The 20,327-nt window shown below is 70.5% G+C and carries 22 protein-coding genes; 13 read left to right on the forward strand and 9 right to left on the reverse strand.

Annotation, left to right across the window (positions count from 1 at the left end; translation table 11 throughout):
• The 3 genes from ACIQMX_RS10765 to ACIQMX_RS10775 form a co-directional block, all read left to right on the forward strand.
• Nucleotides 1-423 (forward strand): electron transfer flavoprotein subunit beta/FixA family protein (locus ACIQMX_RS10765; protein ID WP_402476545.1); only part of this gene is annotated, 423 nt, incomplete at its 5' end.
• Between the two features lie 58 nt (nt 424-481).
• The gene (locus tag ACIQMX_RS10770; protein WP_363078976.1) at nt 482-1,444 is read left to right on the forward strand and encodes an electron transfer flavoprotein subunit alpha/FixB family protein; all 963 of its coding nucleotides are present in this window, start codon (nt 482-484) and stop codon (nt 1,442-1,444) included.
• 174 nt (nt 1,445-1,618) lie between these two features.
• Nucleotides 1,619-2,917 (forward strand): DUF6986 family protein, encoded by a 1,299-nt coding sequence (locus ACIQMX_RS10775; protein WP_402476549.1) that lies wholly within the window; start codon nt 1,619-1,621, stop codon nt 2,915-2,917.
• Nucleotides 2,918-2,952: 35 nt separating this feature from the next.
• Here ACIQMX_RS10775 and ACIQMX_RS10780 read toward each other — a convergent pair whose 3' ends face one another.
• Nucleotides 2,953-3,981: a LacI family DNA-binding transcriptional regulator gene (locus ACIQMX_RS10780; RefSeq protein WP_363077948.1), complete on the reverse strand. Its 1,029-nt coding sequence runs from the start codon at nt 3,979-3,981 to the stop codon at nt 2,953-2,955.
• 180 nt (nt 3,982-4,161) lie between these two features.
• Here ACIQMX_RS10780 and ACIQMX_RS10785 point away from each other — a divergent pair, with 180 nt between their 5' ends.
• The gene (locus ACIQMX_RS10785) at nt 4,162-5,118 is read left to right on the forward strand and encodes an ROK family protein (protein ID WP_402476552.1); all 957 of its coding nucleotides are present in this window, start codon (nt 4,162-4,164) and stop codon (nt 5,116-5,118) included.
• Between the two features lie 236 nt (nt 5,119-5,354).
• Here ACIQMX_RS10785 and ACIQMX_RS10790 read toward each other — a convergent pair whose 3' ends face one another.
• Nucleotides 5,355-7,391: an NPCBM/NEW2 domain-containing protein gene (locus tag ACIQMX_RS10790; protein WP_402476555.1), complete on the reverse strand. Its 2,037-nt coding sequence runs from the start codon at nt 7,389-7,391 to the stop codon at nt 5,355-5,357.
• A gap of 209 nt (nt 7,392-7,600) precedes the next feature.
• Here ACIQMX_RS10790 and ACIQMX_RS10795 point away from each other — a divergent pair, with 209 nt between their 5' ends.
• From ACIQMX_RS10795 to ACIQMX_RS10810, 4 genes are all read left to right on the forward strand, one after another.
• Nucleotides 7,601-8,944 carry an ABC transporter substrate-binding protein gene (locus ACIQMX_RS10795; protein ID WP_402476557.1) on the forward strand — a complete coding sequence of 448 codons (1,344 nt, stop codon included), beginning with the start codon at nt 7,601-7,603 and terminating at the stop codon, nt 8,942-8,944.
• A gap of 16 nt (nt 8,945-8,960) precedes the next feature.
• Nucleotides 8,961-9,875, forward strand: a complete 915-nt coding sequence (locus ACIQMX_RS10800; protein ID WP_363077940.1) for a sugar ABC transporter permease — start codon at nt 8,961-8,963, stop codon at nt 9,873-9,875.
• A complete protein-coding gene (locus tag ACIQMX_RS10805; RefSeq protein WP_402476560.1) occupies nt 9,872-10,786 on the forward strand; it encodes a carbohydrate ABC transporter permease in 915 nt (304 codons plus the stop codon). The genes ACIQMX_RS10800 and ACIQMX_RS10805 overlap by 4 nt, the downstream gene beginning before the upstream one ends.
• A 104-nt stretch (nt 10,787-10,890) precedes the next feature.
• Entirely contained in the window at nt 10,891-11,040 is a 150-nt protein-coding gene (locus tag ACIQMX_RS10810) for a hypothetical protein (RefSeq protein WP_402476563.1), read from the forward strand.
• A gap of 90 nt (nt 11,041-11,130) precedes the next feature.
• Here ACIQMX_RS10810 and ACIQMX_RS10815 read toward each other — a convergent pair whose 3' ends face one another.
• Both ACIQMX_RS10815 and ACIQMX_RS10820 read right to left on the reverse strand, forming a co-directional pair.
• Nucleotides 11,131-11,643 (reverse strand): putative immunity protein, encoded by a 513-nt coding sequence (locus ACIQMX_RS10815; RefSeq protein ID WP_363077934.1) that lies wholly within the window; start codon nt 11,641-11,643, stop codon nt 11,131-11,133.
• On the reverse strand, nt 11,640-12,254 hold the full coding sequence (locus ACIQMX_RS10820) for a putative immunity protein (protein ID WP_402476566.1): 615 nt from the start codon (nt 12,252-12,254) through the stop codon (nt 11,640-11,642). Before ACIQMX_RS10820 ends, ACIQMX_RS10815 begins: the two co-directional genes overlap by 4 nt.
• A gap of 89 nt (nt 12,255-12,343) precedes the next feature.
• Here ACIQMX_RS10820 and ACIQMX_RS10825 point away from each other — a divergent pair, with 89 nt between their 5' ends.
• Both ACIQMX_RS10825 and ACIQMX_RS10830 read left to right on the forward strand, forming a co-directional pair.
• Nucleotides 12,344-13,078: a MerR family transcriptional regulator gene (locus tag ACIQMX_RS10825; protein ID WP_402476568.1), complete on the forward strand. Its 735-nt coding sequence runs from the start codon at nt 12,344-12,346 to the stop codon at nt 13,076-13,078.
• A 169-nt stretch (nt 13,079-13,247) separates the two neighbouring features.
• Nucleotides 13,248-14,138: an aminoglycoside phosphotransferase family protein gene (locus tag ACIQMX_RS10830; RefSeq protein WP_402476571.1), complete on the forward strand. Its 891-nt coding sequence runs from the start codon at nt 13,248-13,250 to the stop codon at nt 14,136-14,138.
• Nucleotides 14,139-14,341: 203 nt separating this feature from the next.
• On the opposite strand, the gene ACIQMX_RS10835 is transcribed toward ACIQMX_RS10830, so the two are convergent.
• Nucleotides 14,342-14,893, reverse strand: a complete 552-nt coding sequence (locus ACIQMX_RS10835; RefSeq protein ID WP_402476574.1) for an excalibur calcium-binding domain-containing protein — start codon at nt 14,891-14,893, stop codon at nt 14,342-14,344.
• Nucleotides 14,894-15,203: 310 nt separating this feature from the next.
• Between ACIQMX_RS10835 and ACIQMX_RS10840 the strand changes: the two genes are divergently transcribed.
• Nucleotides 15,204-15,362, forward strand: coding sequence for a hypothetical protein (locus ACIQMX_RS10840; protein WP_363077925.1), 159 nt, complete (start codon nt 15,204-15,206; stop codon nt 15,360-15,362).
• Between the two features lie 69 nt (nt 15,363-15,431).
• On the opposite strand, the gene ACIQMX_RS10845 is transcribed toward ACIQMX_RS10840, so the two are convergent.
• Complete coding sequence (locus tag ACIQMX_RS10845) at nt 15,432-16,160, reverse strand: VOC family protein (RefSeq protein ID WP_402476577.1); 729 nt, start codon at nt 16,158-16,160, stop codon at nt 15,432-15,434.
• Nucleotides 16,161-16,357: 197 nt separating this feature from the next.
• Between ACIQMX_RS10845 and ACIQMX_RS10850 the strand changes: the two genes are divergently transcribed.
• A complete protein-coding gene (locus ACIQMX_RS10850; protein ID WP_359087057.1) occupies nt 16,358-16,624 on the forward strand; it encodes a hypothetical protein in 267 nt (88 codons plus the stop codon).
• Nucleotides 16,625-16,694: 70 nt separating this feature from the next.
• Here ACIQMX_RS10850 and ACIQMX_RS10855 read toward each other — a convergent pair whose 3' ends face one another.
• The gene (locus ACIQMX_RS10855; protein WP_187284892.1) at nt 16,695-16,871 is read right to left on the reverse strand and encodes a hypothetical protein; all 177 of its coding nucleotides are present in this window, start codon (nt 16,869-16,871) and stop codon (nt 16,695-16,697) included.
• Nucleotides 16,872-17,070: 199 nt separating this feature from the next.
• On the opposite strand from ACIQMX_RS10855, the gene ACIQMX_RS10860 reads away from it, so the two are divergent.
• Nucleotides 17,071-18,105 carry an NUDIX domain-containing protein gene (locus ACIQMX_RS10860; RefSeq protein ID WP_363077921.1) on the forward strand — a complete coding sequence of 345 codons (1,035 nt, stop codon included), beginning with the start codon at nt 17,071-17,073 and terminating at the stop codon, nt 18,103-18,105.
• Here the strand turns inward: ACIQMX_RS10860 and ACIQMX_RS10865 are convergent.
• Nucleotides 18,064-18,774 (reverse strand): MBL fold metallo-hydrolase, encoded by a 711-nt coding sequence (locus tag ACIQMX_RS10865; RefSeq protein ID WP_363077919.1) that lies wholly within the window; start codon nt 18,772-18,774, stop codon nt 18,064-18,066. The genes ACIQMX_RS10860 and ACIQMX_RS10865 overlap by 42 nt on opposite strands.
• Nucleotides 18,775-18,899: 125 nt before the next feature.
• A complete protein-coding gene (locus ACIQMX_RS10870) occupies nt 18,900-20,264 on the reverse strand; it encodes a dipeptidase (RefSeq protein WP_363077917.1) in 1,365 nt (454 codons plus the stop codon).
• Between the last annotated feature and the right edge of the window lie 63 nt (nt 20,265-20,327).

Consider the following 20,327-nt stretch of genomic DNA (forward strand, 5'->3'; position numbering starts at 1 on the left):
TCGACGGACGGCACGATGGGTGTGGTTCCGGCGCTGGTGGCGGAGCGGCTGGGTGTGCCGCAGGTGACGCTGCTGTCGGAGGTGTCGGTCGAGGGTGGTGTCGTGCGCGGGCGTCGTGACGGCGACTCTGCCTCGGAGCAGCTGGAGGCGTCGCTGCCGGCGGTCGTGTCGGTGACCGACCAGTCGGGCGAGGCCCGTTACCCGTCGTTCAAGGGGATCATGGCGGCGAAGAAGAAGCCGGTCCAGTCGCTGGATCTGGATGATCTGGGCATCGACGCGGACGAGGTCGGTCTGGCCGGCGCGTGGACCGCGGTCGACTCCGCGGCGCAGCGTCCGGCCCGTACCGCGGGCACGATCGTCAAGGACGAGGGCGAGGGCGGCAAGCAGCTGGCCGAGTTCCTGGCCGGCCAGAAGTTCATCTGAGCCCCGCTCGCGCATTCCTTCGTAGTTTCTTCGTTCAATCGCAGGAGATTGAAGTCCCATGGCTGAAGTTCTCGTCTATGTCGACCACGTGGACGGTGCCGTCCGCAAGCCCACGCTGGAGCTGCTGACGCTGGCGCGCCGGATCGGTGAGCCCGTCGCGGTGGCGCTGGGCAGCGGCGCAGCGGACACCGCTGCCGCGCTCGCCGAGCACGGTGCCGTCAGGGTGCTGACGGCTGAGGCCGCCGAGTTCGCCGACTACCTCGTCGTGCCGAAGGTCGACGCGCTCCAGGCCGCCTGTGACGCGGTGTCGCCGGCTGCCGTGCTGCTGCCCTCCTCCGCGGAGGCCAAGGAGATCGCGGCCCGTCTCGCGGTCCGGATCGGGTCGGGCATCATCACCGACGCCGTCGACCTGGAGGCCGGTGAGCAGGGCCCGGTCGCCACGCAGTCCGCGTTCGCGGCGTCGTTCACGACGAAGTCCCGTGTCTCCAAGGGCGTCCCGGTGATCACGGTGAAGCCGAACTCGGCCCCGGTCGAGCAGGCACCGGCCGCCGGTGCCGTCGAGGCCCTCACGGTCTCCTTCTCCGGGCAGGCCACCGGGACCAAGGTGCTGTCCCGTACCCCGCGTGAGTCGACCGGCCGTCCGGAACTGACCGAGGCCGCGATCGTCGTCTCGGGCGGCCGTGGCGTGAACGGCGCGGAGAACTTCGCGGTCATCGAGGCCCTCGCCGACTCGCTCGGTGCCGCCGTCGGCGCCTCGCGCGCCGCGGTCGACGCCGGCTGGTACCCGCACACCAACCAGGTCGGCCAGACCGGCAAGTCCGTCTCGCCGCAGCTCTACATCGCCTCCGGCATCTCCGGCGCGATCCAGCACCGCGCGGGCATGCAGACCTCGAAGACGATCGTCGCGATCAACAAGGACGCCGAGGCCCCCATCTTCGACCTCGTCGACTACGGCGTCGTCGGTGACCTCTTCAACGTCGTCCCCCAGCTCACCGACGAGGTCACCGCCCGCAAGGGCTGACCCCGCCCCACAGCACACGGCACGGCACAAGGGCCCGGGGCCGCACGGTGAGACCCACCGCGCGGCCCCGGGCCCTTTCCGATCACCATTGACGCAGATACGACAGCCTTATAACTTCACTATACGGATTGTTGATTCCGGGAAGCGGAAACAGTGAGCGTGGAGGGTGCGGAAATGGGTCAGCAGGAGAAGGTGGCGACGAGCCTCGCCGGTGCGGTCAGCGACGGGATCAGCGCCTCCCTCACGGCGGTGGACGCCGAACTCGCCCGCCGCTACCCGGGCGATCCCGGAACGCGCCAGCCCGTCCACACGGTCTACGTACCCGGGGACACCTTCACCGCGGACACCATCCGCTCCTGGGGCGGCCGGGCGCTGGAGGCGCTCGACGAGCACGCCCCCGACGCGGCCGCGTTCGCCGCGGTGCTGGGGATCCCGGAGGAGCTCGCCGGGCCGGTCCACGACCGCGTACGCGCCAAGCTGACCCGCGAGCCCGTCGAGGACCTGCGGATCGACTTCGAGGACGGCTACGGCCCCCGGTCAGACGCCGAGGAGGACGAGGCCGCCGCCCGCGCGGCCCGCCTGGTCTCCGAGGCGTACGCGAACGACACGGCGGCGCCGTACATGGGCATCCGGATGAAGTGCATGGAAGCCGGGGTACGCGACCGGTCCATCCGGACCACGGACGTCTTCCTCACGGGCCTGATGGAGGCGGGCGGCCTCCCCGAAGGGCTCGTGCTCACGCTGCCGAAGGTCACGTACCCCGAACAGGTCACCGCCTTCGTCCAGCTCCTCAAGGCCTTCGAGAAGGCACACGCCCTGCCCGCCGGGCGGCTCGGCTTCGAGATCCAGATCGAGACCAGTCAGTCGATCCTCGCCGCCGACGGCACCGCCGCCGTCGCCCGCATGATCGATGCCGCGCAGGGCCGGGCGACGGGCCTGCACTACGGCACGTTCGACTACAGCGCCTGCGTCGGGGTCAGCGCCGCCTATCAGGCGAGCGACCATCCGGCGGCCGACCATGCGAAGGCCGTGATGCAGGTGGCCGCCGCGGGCACCGGAGTACGTGTCTCCGACGGCTCCACCAACGTGCTGCCCGTGGGGCCCACCCCCCAGGTCCACGAGGCCTGGCGGCTCCACTACGGGCTCACCAGGCGCGCCCTGGCCCGCGCCTACTACCAGGGCTGGGACATGCACCCGGGCCATCTCCCGACCCGCTACGCGGCCGTCTACACCTTCTACCGCGAGGGTCTGGAGCAGGCCGCGGCCCGGCTCGCCGCCTACGTCGCGAAGGCGGGCGGCGACGTGATGGACGAACCCGCCACCGCCAAGGCGCTCAGCGGCTATCTGCTGCGGGGCATCGACTGCGGAGCCCTGGACACCGCCGAGGTGGCCCGGCTGACCGGGCTGACCCGCGCGGACCTGGACGCCTTCGCCTCACCGCGGCGTGGCGGACTGACGGTGACCACGCCGTAGTCCGCCCGCGCCTGCCGCGCCCGGCCCGGAGCCTCTCAGGCCGGGCGCAGCTCGCCCGAACCGCGCGGGATCAGCTTCGTCGGCAGCTCGACGCGTGCCGGGCTGTGATCGGCGCCGTCGAGCCTGCGGAAGAGGTGCTCGGCCGCGGTGCGCCCGACGGCCGCCGCGTCCTGGGAGATGACGGTGATGCCGAGCAGGTCCGCGAGCTCGATGTCGTCGAACCCGACCAGGGCGACCGGTCGTTCCCGGCCGGCCAATACGCGTACCGCTGTGACCGTCACACGGTTGTTGCCCGAGAAGAGCGCGGTGACGGGTTCGGGGCCGGAGAGCATGGTCTCGACGGCGAGCCGGACCCGTTCGGGTTCCGTGGAGCCGAGCGAGACCCAGGACTCGTCGACCGTTATCCCGGCGTCGGTCATGGCGGTGTGGTAGCCGCGCAGACGCTCGGTGGCCGTGTGGATCCTCGGCTGGTCACCGATGAACCCGATGCGGCGATGGCCGTGTGCGATCAGATGGGCGACACCCTCGCGGGCGCCCCCGAAACTGTCCGAGAGCACCATGTCGGCCTCGATCCGGCCCGCCGGACGGTCCACGAACACCGTCGCTATGCCCGCCTTGATCTCCGGCTCCAGGTAGCGGTGGTCGTCCCCGGCCGGAATCACGATGAGCCCGTCGACCCGCCGCGCGCACAGGGCGAGCACGAGCTCCTCCTCACGCTCCGGGTCCTCGGCGCTGGAGCCGTTGATGAGCAGGGCGCCGTGCGCCCGGGCCACCTCTTCCACGGCGCGGCTCAGCGGGCCGTAGAACGGGTCCGCCAGGTCCTCCAGCACCAGGCCGATCGACGCGGTGCGGCCCTTGCGCAGCACCCGCGCACTGTCGTTGCGGCGGAAGCCCAGTGCGTCGATGGCCTCCTGGACCCGGCGCTCGGTGTCGGGTGTGACCCCCGGCTCGCTGTTGACCACGCGTGAGACCGTCTTGAGGCCCACTCCGGCACGGGCCGCCACGTCCTTCATGGTCGGCCGGCTGCCGTAGCGGGGCTCGGGATGACGGGTGGTCTCGGCCACGATGCGCTGTCCTGTCGTCGGGTACGGGCGGTCCGGGAGCGCCGCGGCGGGTGCCGTGGATGAGGCCGGAGGCTGTGGCGTCGAGCATAGGCCCTGGACAACGTTGTCAGAGGAATGGAGACTGTGCAGACTATTGACTGAAGTCGCAGGTCCCACCACCTCACCCACGGAGCCACACCGATGCATACCGACCTCGTCGCCGCGCTGGACATCGGCGGCACCAAGATCGCCGGGGCGTTGGTCGACGGCGACGGCACGCTCCGCGTCCGGGTGCAGCGTCCGACGCCCGCCCGTGAGGACAGCGAGACGGTGATGGCGTCGGTGGCGGATGTGCTGGCGGAACTGTCCGCGTCGCCGCTGTGGAGCCGGGTCTCCGCCGTGGGCATCGGCAGCGCCGGTCCGGTGGACGCCGTCGCCGGCACGGTCAGCCCCGTGAACGTGCCCGGGTGGCGGGACTTCCCGCTGGTGGAGCGAGTCGGGGCGGCGACCGGCGGTCTTCCCGTCGAGCTGGTCTGCGACGGCGTCGCGATCGCCGCGGCCGAGCACTGGCTGGGCGCGGCCCGGGGCCACGACAACGCGCTGTGCATGGTCGTGTCGACCGGCGTCGGAGGCGGGCTCGTCCTCGGCGGCGCGCTGCACCCCGGCCCGAGCGGCAACGCGGGCCACATCGGGCACATCAGCGTCGACCTCGACGGCGACCTGTGCCCCTGCGGCGCGCGCGGCTGCGTCGAGCGCATCGCCAGCGGCCCCAACATCGCCCGCCGCGCGCAGGAGGGCGGCTGGCGGCCCGGTCCGGACGGTGACGCGACGGCGGCGGCGGTCGCGGCCGCCGCCGCGGCGGGAGACCCGGTCGCGGTGGCCTCGTTCGAGCGGGCGGCGCAGGCGCTGGCCGCGGGCATCGCCGCGACGGCCTCTCTGGTCGAGATCGACATCGCGGTGATCGGCGGCGGCGTGGCCAATGCCGGCGAGGTGCTGTTCGCCCCGTTGCGCAGCGCCCTGCGGCGGTACGCGACGCTGTCGTTCGTGCAGAAGCTGACCGTGGCGCCGGCGGTCATGGGGAACGACGCGGGGCTGGTGGGCGCGGCGGCGGCGGCCTTCGCCGCGCGCGTGGCCGCGGACGGGGTGCTCTCCGCCTGAGGCGTGATCCGAAAGGAGCGCCGTCCGCGCGCAGGGCGGGCCCGTCGGCGTCCGGTGCGTGCGATCGCAACGCGCGGAAATGGTCACGGAGGGCGGACCCGGCCTGCCGTCAGGTGGCTTCCAGGAGAACGGCCCACAGGTTCAGGTCCGGGTCGCCGAGCCAGTCGGTGGCGTCCCACGGAGAGGCCGAGCCGGGTGGCGACGCAGGACGCCGCCACCCGGCTCCCCGTACGGCCTCAGCAGGTGATGCGGAGGTCCGCCCAGTCCCCGTGGTCGGAGTCGACGCCGTCGCCGCCGTCGGTGACCACCAGGCGTACGACCTGGGCACCACTCACGTCCGCCGAGACGGACTGCGCCGCCATGGCGTTGGTCAGGACCCCGGTCGACGCCGCCTTCGTACCGTCCGCCCAGATCTCGAAGGCCACGCTTCCCTTGGCTCCCTTCTCGTCGTCGACCCCGACGCGTGCCGTCACCGTGCCGCACGCGCCGCCCGCGTAGTACTCGACGGCACTGGCCGCATGCACCCCCAGCCCCTTGGCGTACACCTCACTGCCGATGGTCAGCGGATGGCCGTCGCCCGCCGCGCTCTCGCCGTTGCTGGTGTCCTTCTCCACCGGTCCGTAGCCGTTGGACGCGGTGAGCTGCGGCAGGTCGCTCAGGTAGCCGCCGCCGGCCGGTGGCGCCACCACCACATGGGCCTGGAACGGCACCGAGGACCGGACCTGCTGTCCGGCGGGCGAGCGGTACCGCGCGGTGAGCGTCAGGTCGTAGGTGCCGGTGGCCGTGCCCGGCGGAGCCGTCACCCGCCAGCGGGTGGTCAGCGCGCCTCCCGTCGGCAGGACCGGTGCCGCGGTCGCGGAGCCGGCCGCGATCCGCCAGCCGGACGGCCCGGTGAGCGCGGCCGACACCTTGACGGCGGGGGTCCGTCCCAGATCGGTGACCGTCGTCGTCAGCCCTGCCGTGCGGCCCGCCTCCACCAGCGGGCTTCCGCCCAGAGCCAGTTCCACCGCCGGCGGATACGCCGCCCAGTGGCGGTCGGCGGCCACGCGCAGCAGTACGGTCCCGTGGGCCGGTACCGTCGCGGAGAGGCCGCCCGCGGTATTGCGCGTGGTCTGCGCCCACAGATCGCGCACGGTGTACGCGTCGGCCGCGGGAAGCCCCGTCGCGGCGGCCGTCGTCGAGATCCGCTGCGCGCTCCCGGTCTCGTTGAACAGCGCCACCACCCGGCTGCCGTCCTGCATCTCCTTGGCGACGACCCAGCGGCCGCCTTCGGAGGAGAGCACGACGCCCTGCTTGCCCAGCGGGTCCTGGTCGACGGCGATGACCTCCCGGTTCGAGAGGATCCGGTACGTCTCGGGCGTCGCCGTGCGCAGATCCGCGCCGATGAGCAGCGGCGCGGCCATGACCGACCACATGGAGAAGTGGGTGCGGTACTCCGTGTCCGTCATCCCGCCGTTGCCGACCTCCAGCATGTCGGGGTCGTTCCAGTGGCCGGGACCCGCGGCGGCGGCGAGCGGCAGGTTCTGCTTCATGATCGACAGCATGCTGCTCCAGCTGTCGTTGATGTCGCCCGTGGTGCGCCAGAGGTTGCCCAGTCCGGCGGCCCATTCCCAGGGCTTGTTCTGGCCCCATTCGCAGATGCTGTAGACGATCGGGCGGCCGGTGGCCGCCAGCGCGTCCCGCATGGTCGTATAGCGCTCTTTCGCGTCCACACCCTGGTTGTTGCAGTTGTCGTACTTGAGGTAGTCGACGCCCCAGTCCGCGAACTGCCGGGCATCGCTGTACTCGTGGCCGAGCGCTCCCGGAAGCCCGACGCTGTCGCAGGTCTTGGTGCCCGCGCTGGTGTAGATGCCGAGCTTGAGACCCTTCGAGTGGACGTAGTCCGCAACAGCCCCGATTCCGTGCGGGAATCGCACCGGGTCCGCTTCGAGCTTGCCGTCCGCATTACGCTGCGGCTTCGCCCAGCAGTCGTCCAGGTTGACGAATTCGTAGCCCGCCTCCCTGAGCCCCTTCTCGACGAAGATGTCGGCGATTGACTTGACCATCTCCTCGTTGAACTCGGCGCGGCAATGGGTCGAGTTCCAATTGTTGAACCCCATCGGGGGAGTGAGCGCGAGACCGTTGTCCGCCCGCGTGCCGGCCGCCGGCGCCGGGGCGGGGGACTGCGCGGCGGCGGGAACGGTGATTCCCGCCGCGCACAGGAGGCCTGCGGTCAGCGCTCCGACGACTCTGTGGCGGCTTGTGCGGGTTGTACGGCTTGGAAGATGACGCATCGTTACGTTCCTCCGTACTCGTGCCGGATCGAGTGGCGACATGTGCACGCCAAGTCGAGCGATTACGTTAGAGCGTGTTGAAGTCTGTTGGAAGAGGGGCAGTGCCGGTTGTTCGGTATCTCGTCAAAACCCTTGACGTCGCTGCTCGTTGGGGGTGAGATCCAAGCGCACGTTCGGTTGTGTTGGGTTGCCTTCCGGAGGAGGGGGTCATGGCGCACTCGTACGACAGGTCAGATCAGCCCGGCGGCGTCACGGGACACCGGGTGTCCAGGCGGACTCTGCTGCGTGGCGCGGCAGTCGGAGCCGGAGCGGTCACGCTGCCCGCCCTGCTCGCCGCGTGCGGAGGCGGGCCGGGCGGTGACGGCAAGACCATCGCTCTGGGATCGAACGCGTCGGACCCCATTCCGAAAAAGGCCTTCGCCGACGCCTTCAAGGCCTATGCCGGTCAGTCCGACGGCCGAAAGGTGAAGGTCAACACCGTTGACCACAACACCTTCCAGGAGAACATCAACCGCTATCTGCAGGGAAAGCCCGACGACGTCTTCATGTGGTTCGCCGGATACCGCATGCAGTTCTTCGCCAAGAAGGGGCTGCTGTACGACATCAGCGACAACTGGGAGGGCTACGAGGGGTTCTCGGACGCGCTGAAGGCCCAGTCCACCGGTGAGGACGGCAAGCAGTACCTCACGCCGTACTACTACTATCCGTGGGCCGTCTTCCACCGCAAGAGCCTCTTCACCGAACGGGGCTACCAGGCGCCCAGGACGCTCGACGAGTACGTGGCCCTGGCCAAGCAGATGAAGAAGGACAAGCTGGATCCCATCGCTTTCTGCGACAAGGACGGCTGGCCCGCGATGGGCACCTTCGACTACATCAATATGCGGAGCAACGGTTACGCGTTCCACAAGAGTCTGATGGCAGGCGAGGAAGCCTGGACGGACAAGCGTGTCAGGGAAGTCTTCGACACCTGGCGGCGCCTCCTCCCGTACTGCCAGCAGGGCGCCAACGGCCGCACCTGGCAGGAGGCGGCCACCAGCCTTCAGAAGCGTGACGCGGGCATGGCGGTCTTCGGGCTGCCGCACCCAGGCGCCCAGTTCCCCGAGGCGGAACAGGACGACCTCGACTTCTTCCCCTTCCCCGTCATCAACCCGGAACACGGCCAGGACGCCGTCGAGGCGCCGATCGACGGCTTCCTGCTGGCGAAGAAGTCGAAGAGCCTCAAGAACGAGAAGAGCCTGGAGAGTGCCAAGGACCTGCTGAAGTGGCTCGCCACCGGCAAGGCGGAGGACATCTACCTCAAGAGCGACCCGAACAACATCGCGGTCAACGACCGGGCGGACACCTCCCAGTACTCCGCCATCCAGAAGAAGGCCGTCGAGCTGGTGTCGGGGGCGAAGCAGATCTCCCAGTTCCTGGACCGCGACACCCGTCCGGACTTCGCGTCCACGGTCATGATCCCGGCGATCCAGAAGTTCATCAGCAGTCCGAACGACGTGGACGGCCTGGTCAACGACATCGAACGGCAGAAGAAGACCATCTTCGCCTCGGACTGAACCGGGAGTACCGACCGTGTCGTTCATCTCGGGGCGGCGCACCGGACGACGTGGCTCGCGACGGTTCACCCGCCGCGACCTCGTCGTACTCGGTGCCCTGCTCGGCATACCCGTCCTGCTCGACATCGCCATCGTGTGGGGGCCGACGCTCGCCTCCGTCGCCCTCTCCTTCACCAGCTGGGACGGCATCGGCGACATCGAGTGGGTCGGCACACGCAACTACACGAACCTCTTCACGAACTACCCGCAGTTCTGGCCCGCCGCCCGCCACAACCTGCTCTGGCTCGCCTTCCTCGGGCTGGTCGCCACGCCGTTCGGGCTGCTCCTGGCCGTACTCATCGACAAGGGCGTGCGCTTCAGCCGCTTCTATCAGTCGACGCTGTACATGCCCGTCGTGCTCTCCCTCGCGGTGGTCGGCTTCATCGCGCAACTGGTCTTCTCCCGCGACCAGGGAGCACTCAACGCCGTCATCGGCGACACCGCCTCACCGACGGACTGGCTGGGCGATCCCGACCTCAACATCTGGATGGTCCTGCTCGCGGCCGCCTGGCGCCACACCGGCTACGTGATGATCCTCTACCTCGCCGGGCTCAAGGCCGTGGACACCTCGCTCAAGGAGGCCGCCGCGATCGACGGGGCGAGCGAGACCCAGACCTTCTTCCGCATCGTCTTTCCGACGCTGCGCCCGGTCAACGTCATCGTCGGCGTCATCACCGTCATCGAGTCGCTTCGCGCCTTCGACATCGTCTACGCGGTCAACCACGGCCGCAACGGCCTGGAACTGCTCTCGGTGCTCGTCACCGACAACATCATCGGCGAGGCCAGCCGGATCGGGTTCGGCTCCGCCATCGCCGTCGTCCTGCTGGTCGTCTCCCTGGGATTCGTCGTGACGTATCTGGTCCAGGAGATCCGAGGGGAGAAGGACCGATGACCACGCAAGCAGCCCCCGCCCCGCCTTCGCGGCCCGCCCCCGCCACGGCCCGGCGCCGGATCCGCCCCGGCCGGCTCGGCGTGCACGCCTTCCTGATGGCGGTCTCGCTCGCCTTCCTCGCCCCCCTGCTGCTCGCCGTGTACGCCTCGCTCAGGCCCTACGACGAGACCTCGGAGCACGGCTACTTCTCCCTGCCCCGCCATCTCTCGCTGGACTACTACCGGCAGGCGTTCACCGACTCCGGCATGACGAAGTACTTCATCAACACCATGATCATCGCGGTACCCGGAGTCCTCGTCACCCTGTTCCTCGCCTCGTTCGTGGCCTTCGCGCTCGCCCGGCTGAGGATGCGCGGCGGGCTCGTCCTGCTGATGCTCTTCACCGCGGGCAACCTGCTCCCGCAGCAGGTGATCGTCACACCGCTGTACGTCGTCTTCAACCGCATCCCGCTGCCCTACTGGATGTCGGACTCGATGACGATGTTCGACTCCTACTGGGCCGTCATCCTGGTGCAGGTCGGATTCCAGCTCGGCTTCTGCGTCTTCGTCCTGGCCAACTTCATGCGGACCCTCCCGCAGGAGATCCTGGAGGCGGCCGTCGTGGACGGGGCGGGCGTCTGGACCCAGTACTGGCGCATCACCCTGCCGCTGTGCCGTCCCGCACTCGCGGCCCTCGGGACGCTCCAGTTCACCTGGATGTACAACGACTTCCTCTGGGCGCTGGTCTTCATCTCCGACGGCGACAAACTCCCGGTCACCTCGGCCCTGAACAACCTGCGCGGCCAGTTCTTCACCGACTACAACCTGCTTGCCGCAGGCTCGGTGATCGTCGCGCTCCCGACCCTCGTGGTCTTCCTGCTGCTCCAGAGGCACTTCATCGCCGGGCTCACGCTGGGGTCCAGCAAGGGGTAGGGCGCCGGGCCGAGACGCGTCGCGCGGCTCGGCCCGGCTACCTCCTTCGTTCTGGCCCGGCCACGGTGGTCGGGCGCCGGGGAGAATCCGGGGAGAGCGTCAGCGTGGCCGCCACCACGACGCACCAGGCGTCCATCGCCGCCCTGCCCCTCGTCGGCCTCCGGCATGAAGTGCTCGTACGCCACACCGGTGCCGGGCGTCCCTGGGACGGCGGTGGTCCGGTCCTCGGCGTGTTCGAGGAGTCCGGATCCTAGGGGCGGCGGTAGTCCGGTCCTCGGGCCTACGGGGAGTCCGGATCTTCAGGACGGCGGTGGTCCGGACCTCGGTGCGTACGGGGGTCCGGATCAGTCGAACACCGACCAGCAGATGTCGTTGCGCAGCCGCTGGTCATCTCGTACGAGATCGCGGATCTCGTCCGGGAGCTGATCGCGCTGCCACTGGCACTCGAGTCGTCCCGCGGCCCCGCTCCCGCCCTCCGGCGCCGCCGCACGTGCGGCCTTGATCGCGTAGGCGGCGGCGCCGAGCTCGTGCGCGGCGACGTGGGCGACCGCCCCGGCCTGGCCGGCGGCGTACGCGGCATGCCGTGCCGCCCCACGCAGGTCCCTGGCCGCCCCCATCGCATGACCGCCCGCAGCGCGGGCCCGCATCATCCTGACCTCGCCACGCGCCCAGGCCCGGGCCTGCCCGATCGCCTGCCGCGGTCGCGGGTCCCCGGGCCGGGCCGACTCGAAGAGACCAAGGACGTGCTCCGCACAGGAAGCAGCCCACAGAGCGAGGAGACGGTGATCCGCATCAGTGAGAGTCCCACCACGGCGGAGCGTCACGAAGCGGGGGTCGCGCACCTTCGGGAGGATCATGACGTGGACTCCCTCTCGCGCACACCGGGGCCGGTCGTTGCCGTGTGCACCGGCGGCCGCTCGGCCGCCCGGCGCAGGGAGTGATCCAGCGCGCTCATCAGCTGGGCGACACGACTGCTGCCGCCTGTCGCGAGCGGGTAGCGGCAGAGCACATCGATGAGTACCGGTGTCGCACGCCGCCGCGACCGCTCCATCAGGGCGTCCACAAGCGCGAGGTCGCCGCCCGCCTCCAGCTCGCCGATGTATGCGGCGCTTGCCGGGGCTCGCAGGATGTGGCCGACCTGACCGGCCTGGGCGATGGGATGCAGGTACGCAGCCGACGCGGCGTCACCCGCGGATCGCGCGGCCAGTCGCGCGGCTTCGGAGGGCGCGGACCGGGCGGCTCGGTGAGCGTCCATGGAAGTGACGCGCTGCAGTCTCGTCCGGTCGGCACCGTTGGCGAACGCCCGAGCCGCGTCGATCGCCGCACGGGGGCGCGGATCATCGGGAACCGCCTGCTCGAAAACCGGCAGGACGTCCGCCGCGTGCCGAGCCACGTAACGCGCCACGACGCGCAGCTCGTCCATCGTCAGATCGAAGTCGCCGGACACGGTGTGCGTGCTCTTTGCCATGGCCCTGAATCGTATCCTTGAACGCCCGGTGGAGACTCTGCGACGCATTCTTCGCCCCATCTGCGCCCAAACCCTCAACCGGAGGTCACATGCGGCCCGTGGACCTGGCCCGCCGCCATGGCCTCTCCACGCAGGCGGTCCGCAACTACGAGGCCGCCGGAATCATCCCGCCTGCCCGCCGCAGCCGGACGGGGTACCGCGACTACACCGCCGCTCACGCCGCCGGCCTCGCGGCCTACCTGGCGCTCGTCCCTGCCTTCGGGTACGCGTCGAGCCGGCGCATCATGCATGCCGCCACCGGCGGCCGGATCGACGAAGCACTGGAGCACGTCGACGACGGGCACTCGCTCCTGGCCAGGGACCGCAACACGCTACGAACCGTCGAAGCGGCTCTCTCGCACCTCGGAACCTCCACCCCGGATGCGACGGCCGGCATCCGGGCGCCCCACAGCATCGGTGAACTCGCCCGCCACCTCGCGCTCGACCCGGCCACCCTGCGCGCCTGGGAGCACGCTGGAGTCCTCACCCCGCAACGCGACCGGCACGGGCACCGCCGCTACCAGGCACAGGACGTGCGCGACGCCGAACTGGCACACCTGCTGCGTCGAGGCGGCCGGCCCCTGGGCACCATCGCGACCGTGCTCGGAGAACTCCGCGACGCCGGCAGCATCGATGCGCTGGGCAGGACCCTGGAAGGGTGGCGGCGCGACCTGACGGCCCGCGGGTTGGCCCAGCTCCACGCCGCCGGTCAGCTCTCCACCTACCTTGATTCCCTGGACGCACCGGCGGAAGCCGGTTCAGCCCCGGAGCACGGGACCCATTGACGATCGATGCCGGGACCACTGACGTCTCGGCCGGGCCGCTTCGACGTGGCAACACTGCCCACCGAGCCGTGCCCGACCCGGGCAAGGCGGACGCGCCCGAGCAGTTGGCGTGCACGAGGCCCCCGTCGGCCGTTCCGCCTCGTCCGCGGCCTCGGTACTGTGGCTCCGCATGACCGAGATCGAGATCACCGCAGACCTGGTCCGTGACCTGCTGCAGGACCAGCACCCCGACCTTGCGGGGCTGGCCGTCCGCGAGGTTCAGGGCGGCTGGGGCAACCAGATGTGGCGCCTCGGGGACGAGTTGGCCGTACGCATGCAGCGCATGGACCCGACTCCGGAGCTCCAGCTGAACGAGCGGCGGTGGCTCCCCGTGCTGGCCCCGCGCCTGCCGCTCCCGGTCCCGACACCGGTGCGTTCGGGTGAACCGTCCGAGCGCTTCCCCAAGCACTGGACCGTGATGACGTGGGTTCCCGGCGAGCCGCTGGACCAGGGCTCGATCAGCCGCGGCGACCACGCGGCCGACACACTGGCGGACTTCCTCCGGGCGCTCCACGTGGCAGCACCCGCCGACGCGCCGGTCTCCACGGACCGCGGAGCGCATCCCGGGAACTGCACGGACGCCTTCGAGCACTTCGTGGAGGCCGTCGCCCTCGGCGACCGAGCTGCCGAGGTCCGGGCCGTCTGGGACGACGCCGTCGCCGCCCGGGCGTGGGAGGGACCGCCGGTGTGGGTGCACGGCGACCTCCATCCCGCGAACGTGGTCGTCTCGGACGGAACGCTCGCGGGCATCGTCGACTTCGGAGACATGTGCGCCGGTGATCCGGCCTGGGACCTCGCCGCCGCATGGGTGCTGCTGCCCGAGGGTGCGGCTTCACGGTTCTTCGACGCCTACGCGCATGCGGACGATGCGGCGATCCGGCGCGCCCGTGGGCTGGCCGCGATGAAGAGCCTGTTCCTGATGCTCATGGGGCAGAACGGAGACCGAGGTCTGCCCGGCGGCAAGCCGAACTGGGGTCCGGCGGGCAGAGCGGCACTTGACCGTGTCCTGAAGGGCGTTTGACGCACGCCTCTTCGCACTCGCTCCTGTTCTTGGTCCAGGAGTGCGGGGCAGGCCCTTCTCGGCGTTCGTCACCGGGGACCCGCAGGAACCTGCCCGTCAGCTGACCCGGGCAGGGGCCTGCTGACGGCTACTCAGTTCCCGTCCGCGGTTCCTGTCCGCGGTTCCTGTCCGTGGTTCCTGTCCGTGGCTCCCGTCCGCGGTTCCTATTCGCAGGCGACGCCGTCACCGTCGCGGTCGAGGTGTGACCCGTAGCCGGGGTCCCCGGCGCGAATGGGGTCGGCGCCGGCCGCCCGGACGGCTGAACAGTTGGCGTAGTACGTGGCCCCGCCGCTGTCGTCGTCCGCCTCGGACCCCCCGGAGGTTCCGGAACCGGCTGCGGCGGTGACCTTGACCGTCACCGTTTTCGTGACGGTGGGTACCGGCTTCGGCTTGGCTGTGACGGTCTCCGTGACCGCCGGCCCGGGTTCGGCCGTCGCGGTCGCTGTAGCTGTCGCTGTAGCTGTAACGGTCACCGTGGGGGCCGCGGTGGCCGTTGCGGTGACGGCCTTCTCGGTCTCGGCGCCGTCGTCCGCCGCGCCGATCCCGACGCCTATGAACAGCAGGACGACCGCAGCGGGGATGACGATCCGCTTCCTGGCCCAGCCCGGCCGCCCCGAGGGTGGCGTCGGGCCCGTGAACGGACCGGGGCCGATCGGCTGGGGCGGCTGGGGCGGCTGGCCCCAGGGCGGCTGACTGGGCGGCGGGTTGTGCGACATGTGTCCCCCCTGGAAGTACGTGGAGAGGCGACGGTAGCCGTGCCGCGTCCGGCAAAGGAGGGTGATGTTCCGGTGGTGATGAAGTTGTGACCAAGTTGTGGGGGATGGGTGGAGGCCGTCTCCTGTGTACCGCTCTTTCCGGGCCGCCGCCTCCTGGGCGTGAGCGGTCGTCCCTGTCCCGGCTCCCTTGCTGTCGCCGCCCCCCGCCCGCGATGCTTGACCTGTGCCAGGACAGGGGAAGAGGCGGCGGCGACAGGAGGCCGAGAGGCGGACCGCCGCTCGCACGGCGCCGGACCTGGGGCGGTGGGAAGTGGTCTTCGAGACCGGGGACCACGCGGAGCTTCGCGCCCGCGTGCGCAGCCTGCGGGCGGCCCGGGCCGACGCGGCGACGATCCGGATCGACACGCTGTGCGGGCGCCTGACGCAGCCGGCCACGTACCGGCTGAGCCGGTACGTGGCGAACGGGTGAGGGAAACCGGGCTTCCCGGACGAACGCCTCAGAGGGCGAGAGGAACAGATCGCAGGGCGGCAGTATCCGCTAGCAGGGCCTCTGTACGGCGAACTCGTTGCCGTCGGGGTCGAGCATCAGCACCCGGCCGTACTCGTCCTCGCCCCGGCCGGTATCCGCGAGCGCGGCGCCGAGTGAGATCAGGCGGCCGATCTCCGCATCCCTGTCGGCGCCGGCGGGAAGGCCCAACTCGAAGTACAGCCTGTTCGTGCCCGTCTTCGGCGCCACCGGCGGGCCACCCCAGGTGATCTTCGTGCCGCCGTGCGGTGACTGGATCGCGGTCTCCTGGTCCTGGTCCCAGACCAGCGGCCAGTGCAGGGCCTCGCTCCAGAAGTAGCCGACCTCCTGCGAACCGTCACACGCCAGGGCTCCGATGACGCCGGTGTCGGCGAGGAACTTGTTGCCGGGCTCGATCACGCAGAACTCGTTGCCGTCGGGATCGGCGAGCACCACGTGCCCCTCTTCGGGGAGCTGCCCCACATCGATGTGCTTCCCGCCGAACTCCAGCGTCCGGGCGACCGTCTGCTGCTGATCGCCGAGCGAGGTGCTCGTCAGGTCGAAGTGCGCCCGGTTCTGACCGGTCTTCGGCTCCTGGCCCGGCAGGAAACGGATACGGAAGCCCTCGGGGTCCGGGGACAGGAGTGTGGCGTCGTCGTCCGGGCCGGTCAGCGGCTCCCAGCCCAGGACTCCGCCCCAGAACCGTGCCAGACCGGCCGGCCGAGTCGCGTTGAAACAGATGGCGAACAGTTGACTGGTCATGCTCCGGGTGTCTCCACTTCGCTGATGGGCGCCGTGACGCCCGGCCCTTCCTGCGGGCGCATCCTAGGAGTGACCGCGTGGCACCCGCATCCGGGTTTTCCGGCGACGGTGTCGTGGCGCGGCGCACGTGCCTCCGATCGAGTCACACCGGCCCACAGGCCGAGCACGTTGTCAGTGGTCGATGCGATCCTGCGGGTATGGACGAGATCATGCGGCGACGGGTGTACGGCGCCGATCACGACGACCCGGATCCGGGTCCGCAGCCGGGGCGGGTCTACCGGGAGCTGGTGGGCGGTCCGCTCGACGGGCTGCTGCTGGACGTGACCGGCTGGACGAAGGTGGCACTGGCGGACGGCTCCGCCCTGATCACCGAGATCGGTGCCTACGGGGCGGGCGGCCGGGCCGAGTACGGGCCGCGCGCGGAAGATCCGAACAAATGGGACTGGCGGGGCGACACGCCTTAGCGTCAGCGGGCGGCCCGCGGCGCAATACCGGCCATCCGGTGCCGGACGGCCGGGTCCGGCAGCCCGGGCGTCAGCGGCCCCGGTCCGAGGACTGCTGCGGCACCACCACCAGGAACGCGTCCTGTTCCAGGTCCATCACGACCTCCGCCGCCACGCCCTCGCCGCGACGGGCCGCGGCGAACTCCTCCGCGGGCCAACTGCCCCGCGGGCCCCCGGCGGGAAACTGCTCAAGTACGGTGCGACGCACGGTCCACCCCCTGTCGTTCGTTCTGCTGACCGCTCCAACGACGGTTCGGCCGTCGCCGTTACGGCCGGACGGCGCCCGGCCATTTCGGCGACGGCGGCCGGACCGCACTGTTGCGTTCGCGCATCGTCATCGCCACAGTCGTGTTTTCGCGGCAGGGTGTTGCGGGCAAGCCACTGGGGGCTACCGAAGAGGGGGAACCGTGATCGTCTGGATCAACGGTGCGTTCGGCGCGGGCAAGACCAGCGCCGCGCGTGAACTGCTCGATCTGATCCCGAACAGCACCTTCTACGATCCGGAACTGACCGGCACGGGGCTGGGATCCCTGCTGCCGCAGAAGAGGTTCGCCGAGGTGACCGACTTCCAGGACCTGCCGATCTGGCGGCGCCTGGTGGTGGACACGGCGGCAGCGCTGCTCGCCGAGGTCGGCGGGGTGCTGGTGGTGCCGATGACGCTGCTGCGACAGGAGTATCGCGACGAGATATTCGGAGGGCTCGCCTCCAGGCGCATCGCGGTGCGTCATGTCCTGCTCTCACCTGAGGAAACGATCCTGCGTCAACGGATCGCTCACCGGGCGGAGTTCCCCGACGATCCGGTGGCCGACGGGACCGGACAGTGGGCGTACGACCGCATCGAGACCTACCGTTCGGCCCTCGACTGGATCACGCGGGACGCCCACACCATCGACAACAGCGCACTCACACCCCGTGAGACGGCGGAGCGCATCGCGGAGGCCGTGCGCACGGATGCGGCCCCGGCCTGTGAGATCGTCCAGACACCCGACCCCACGGCGGAGACCGTCGCGGCCGGCGTGCTGCTCTTCGACGAACACGACCGGGTGCTGCTCGTCGACCCCACGTACAAGCCCGGCTGGGAGTTCCCCGGAGGAGTGGTCGAGGCGGGCGAGGCGCCCGCACAGGCCGGGATCAGGGAGGTGGCCGAGGAGATAGGGATCCACCTCGCGAGGACGCCCAGGCTCCTCGTCGTCGACTGGGAGGCACCCAGGCCACCCGGCTACGGAGGGCTGCGGCTGCTCTTCGACGGTGGCAGGCTGCCGGGCGAGGACGCCGAGCGGCTGCTCCTTCCCGGTTCCGAACTGAGGGGCTGGCGGTTCGTCACCGAGGAGGAGGCGGCCACCTTGCTGCCCCCCACCCGGTTCGAACGGCTGCGCTGGGCACTGCGCGCCCGGGAGCGCTCAGCCGTGCTCAATCTGGAGGCCGGAATCCCGGTTGGCTGAGCCGCGCATGACCGCGACGGCGTCCTCGGTGAGGGGTTCGCCGTGACCGAAGCAGACCGTGGTCGCCTCCAGCGCGGCCAGTCGCCGGAAGGAGGCCATGGCCTGCTCGCGGTCGATATTGAACACGCCCAGCATCACCTGCCCCGCCTCGGCGACGCAGTCACCCGTGAACAGCACACCGTGGTGAGGCAGATGGACACCGATGGAGCCCGGGGTGTGGCCGGGGGCGTGGACCACCCGGGCTCCACCGCCGAACGGCAGCACCGCACCGTCGGACAGCTCGGTGTCCACCCGGGTCGGCGGAGCCACGGGGACGGTCAGACCGTGCTCGTACAGCGGGCGTTCCCAGTCGAGCAGCACGGGTTCGCCGATCTCCTCCTCGCCCCGGATCACCGGCGCGTCGAGTCGGTGCGCCAGAATCTCGGCTCCGTGGCGGTCGGCGAGTTCCTGGGCCGCGCCGAAGTGGTCGCGATGGCCGTGGGTGATCACGATCCGGGCGATGCGTGCGGGGTCGTGACCGAGCCCGCGTACCGCGTCCTCGACGGCGGATGCCGCGTTCACGTCACCCGCGTCGATCAGGGTCAGTTCCGTCCCGTCGCGCCAGAGGTACGCCTGGCCGATCCGGAACCGGAACATGTGCAACTGGGGAAGCACCTCGACGATGTCCATACCCCCGAAGGTACGCAGGATCGGGCGCCTGCCGGGCGGATCTACGCTCTGGGCGAGCTTCGCTCAGCGCGTAGCGAAGCGGCCGGAACGGGACCCGCCCGTTCCGGCCGGCCGCCGCCGGGCCGTCAGACCTTCTTGGAGGCGGCGTAGTTCCGCAGGAACAACGCCTCCGCGACCGAGAGCCGCTCCAGCTCCTCGGGGGACACGCTCTCGTTCACCGCGTGGATCTGTGCCTCGGGCTCGCTCAGCCCGATCAGCAGGATCTCCGCCTCCGGGTACAGCTCGGACAGTGCGTTGCAGAGCGGGATCGAGCCGCCCATGCCCGAGGACTGCATCTCCTGGCCGGGGTACGCGACGCGCATGGCGTCCGCCATCGCGGTGTACGCCGGACTCGTGACGTCCGCGCGGAACGGCTGTCCCTGGCCGACCTGCTCGACCGAGACCCGGGCTCCCCACGGGGCATGTGCCCGCAGATGTGCGGTCAGCAGCTTCGTCGCCTCACCCGCGTCCATGCCCGGCGGAACCCGCAGGCTGATCTGGGCCCGGGCGCTCGCCTGTACCGAGGGCGTCGCGCCGACCACCGCAGGGCAGTCGATCCCGATGACCGTGACCGCGGGCCGCGCCCAGATGCGGTCGGCGACCGTACCCGTGCTGATCAGACCGACCCCGTCGAGGACCTTGGCGTCCTTGCGGAACTCCTCCTCCGGGTACTGCAGACCGTCCCACTTCGCGTCGGTCGTGAGCCCGTCGACGGTCGTCGTCCCGTCCTCGGCGCGCAGCGACGCGAGCAGCTGGATCATCGCGGCCAGGGCATCGGGTGCGGCACCGCCGAACTGACCGGAGTGCAGGTTTCCCTCAAGAGTGTCGAGCTGCACGCGCAGCATCGTCATCCCGCGCAGCGTCGAGGTGACGGTCGGCAGGCCGACCCGGAAGTTCCCGGTGTCGCCGATCACCACGGTGTCCGCGGCGAGCAACTCCGGGTGTGCCTGCGCGTACTGCTCCAGGCCTCCGGTGCCCTGCTCCTCCGAGCCCTCCGCGATCACCTTGACCGAGACCGGGACACCGCCGTTCGCCTTCAGGGCGCGCAACGCGAGGAGGTGCATGACGAAGCCGCCCTTGCAGTCCGCCGCGCCCCGGCCGAACCAGCGTCCGTCACGTTCCGTCAGCTCGAACGGCGGGGATATCCAGGCGGACTCGTCGAGCGGCGGCTGCACGTCGTAGTGCGCGTAGAGCAGCACGGTGGGCGATCCGGCCGGACCGGGCAGGAAGCCGTAGACGGACTGGGTGCCGTCCGGGGTGTCGAGCAGGGCGACGTCCTGGAATCCCTCGGCACGCAGCGCGTCGGCGACCCATGCGGCGGCCGCCTCGCACTCGCTCTTCGGGAACACCGCGGGATCCGCCACCGACTGGAAGGCCACCAGCTCGGTCAGCTCCGCCTTGGCACGGGGCATCAGTGAGGCGACGGTCTCGGAAATCGGATGGGCGGTCATGGGCACGCTCCTCGTAGGTGCGACGTTATGTGTACGTATCCGGGTGCCTGCCACGCCAGGAGT

The organism is Streptomyces sp. NPDC091416 (assembly GCF_044756845.1).
GTDB lineage: Bacteria > Actinomycetota > Actinomycetes > Streptomycetales > Streptomycetaceae > Streptomyces.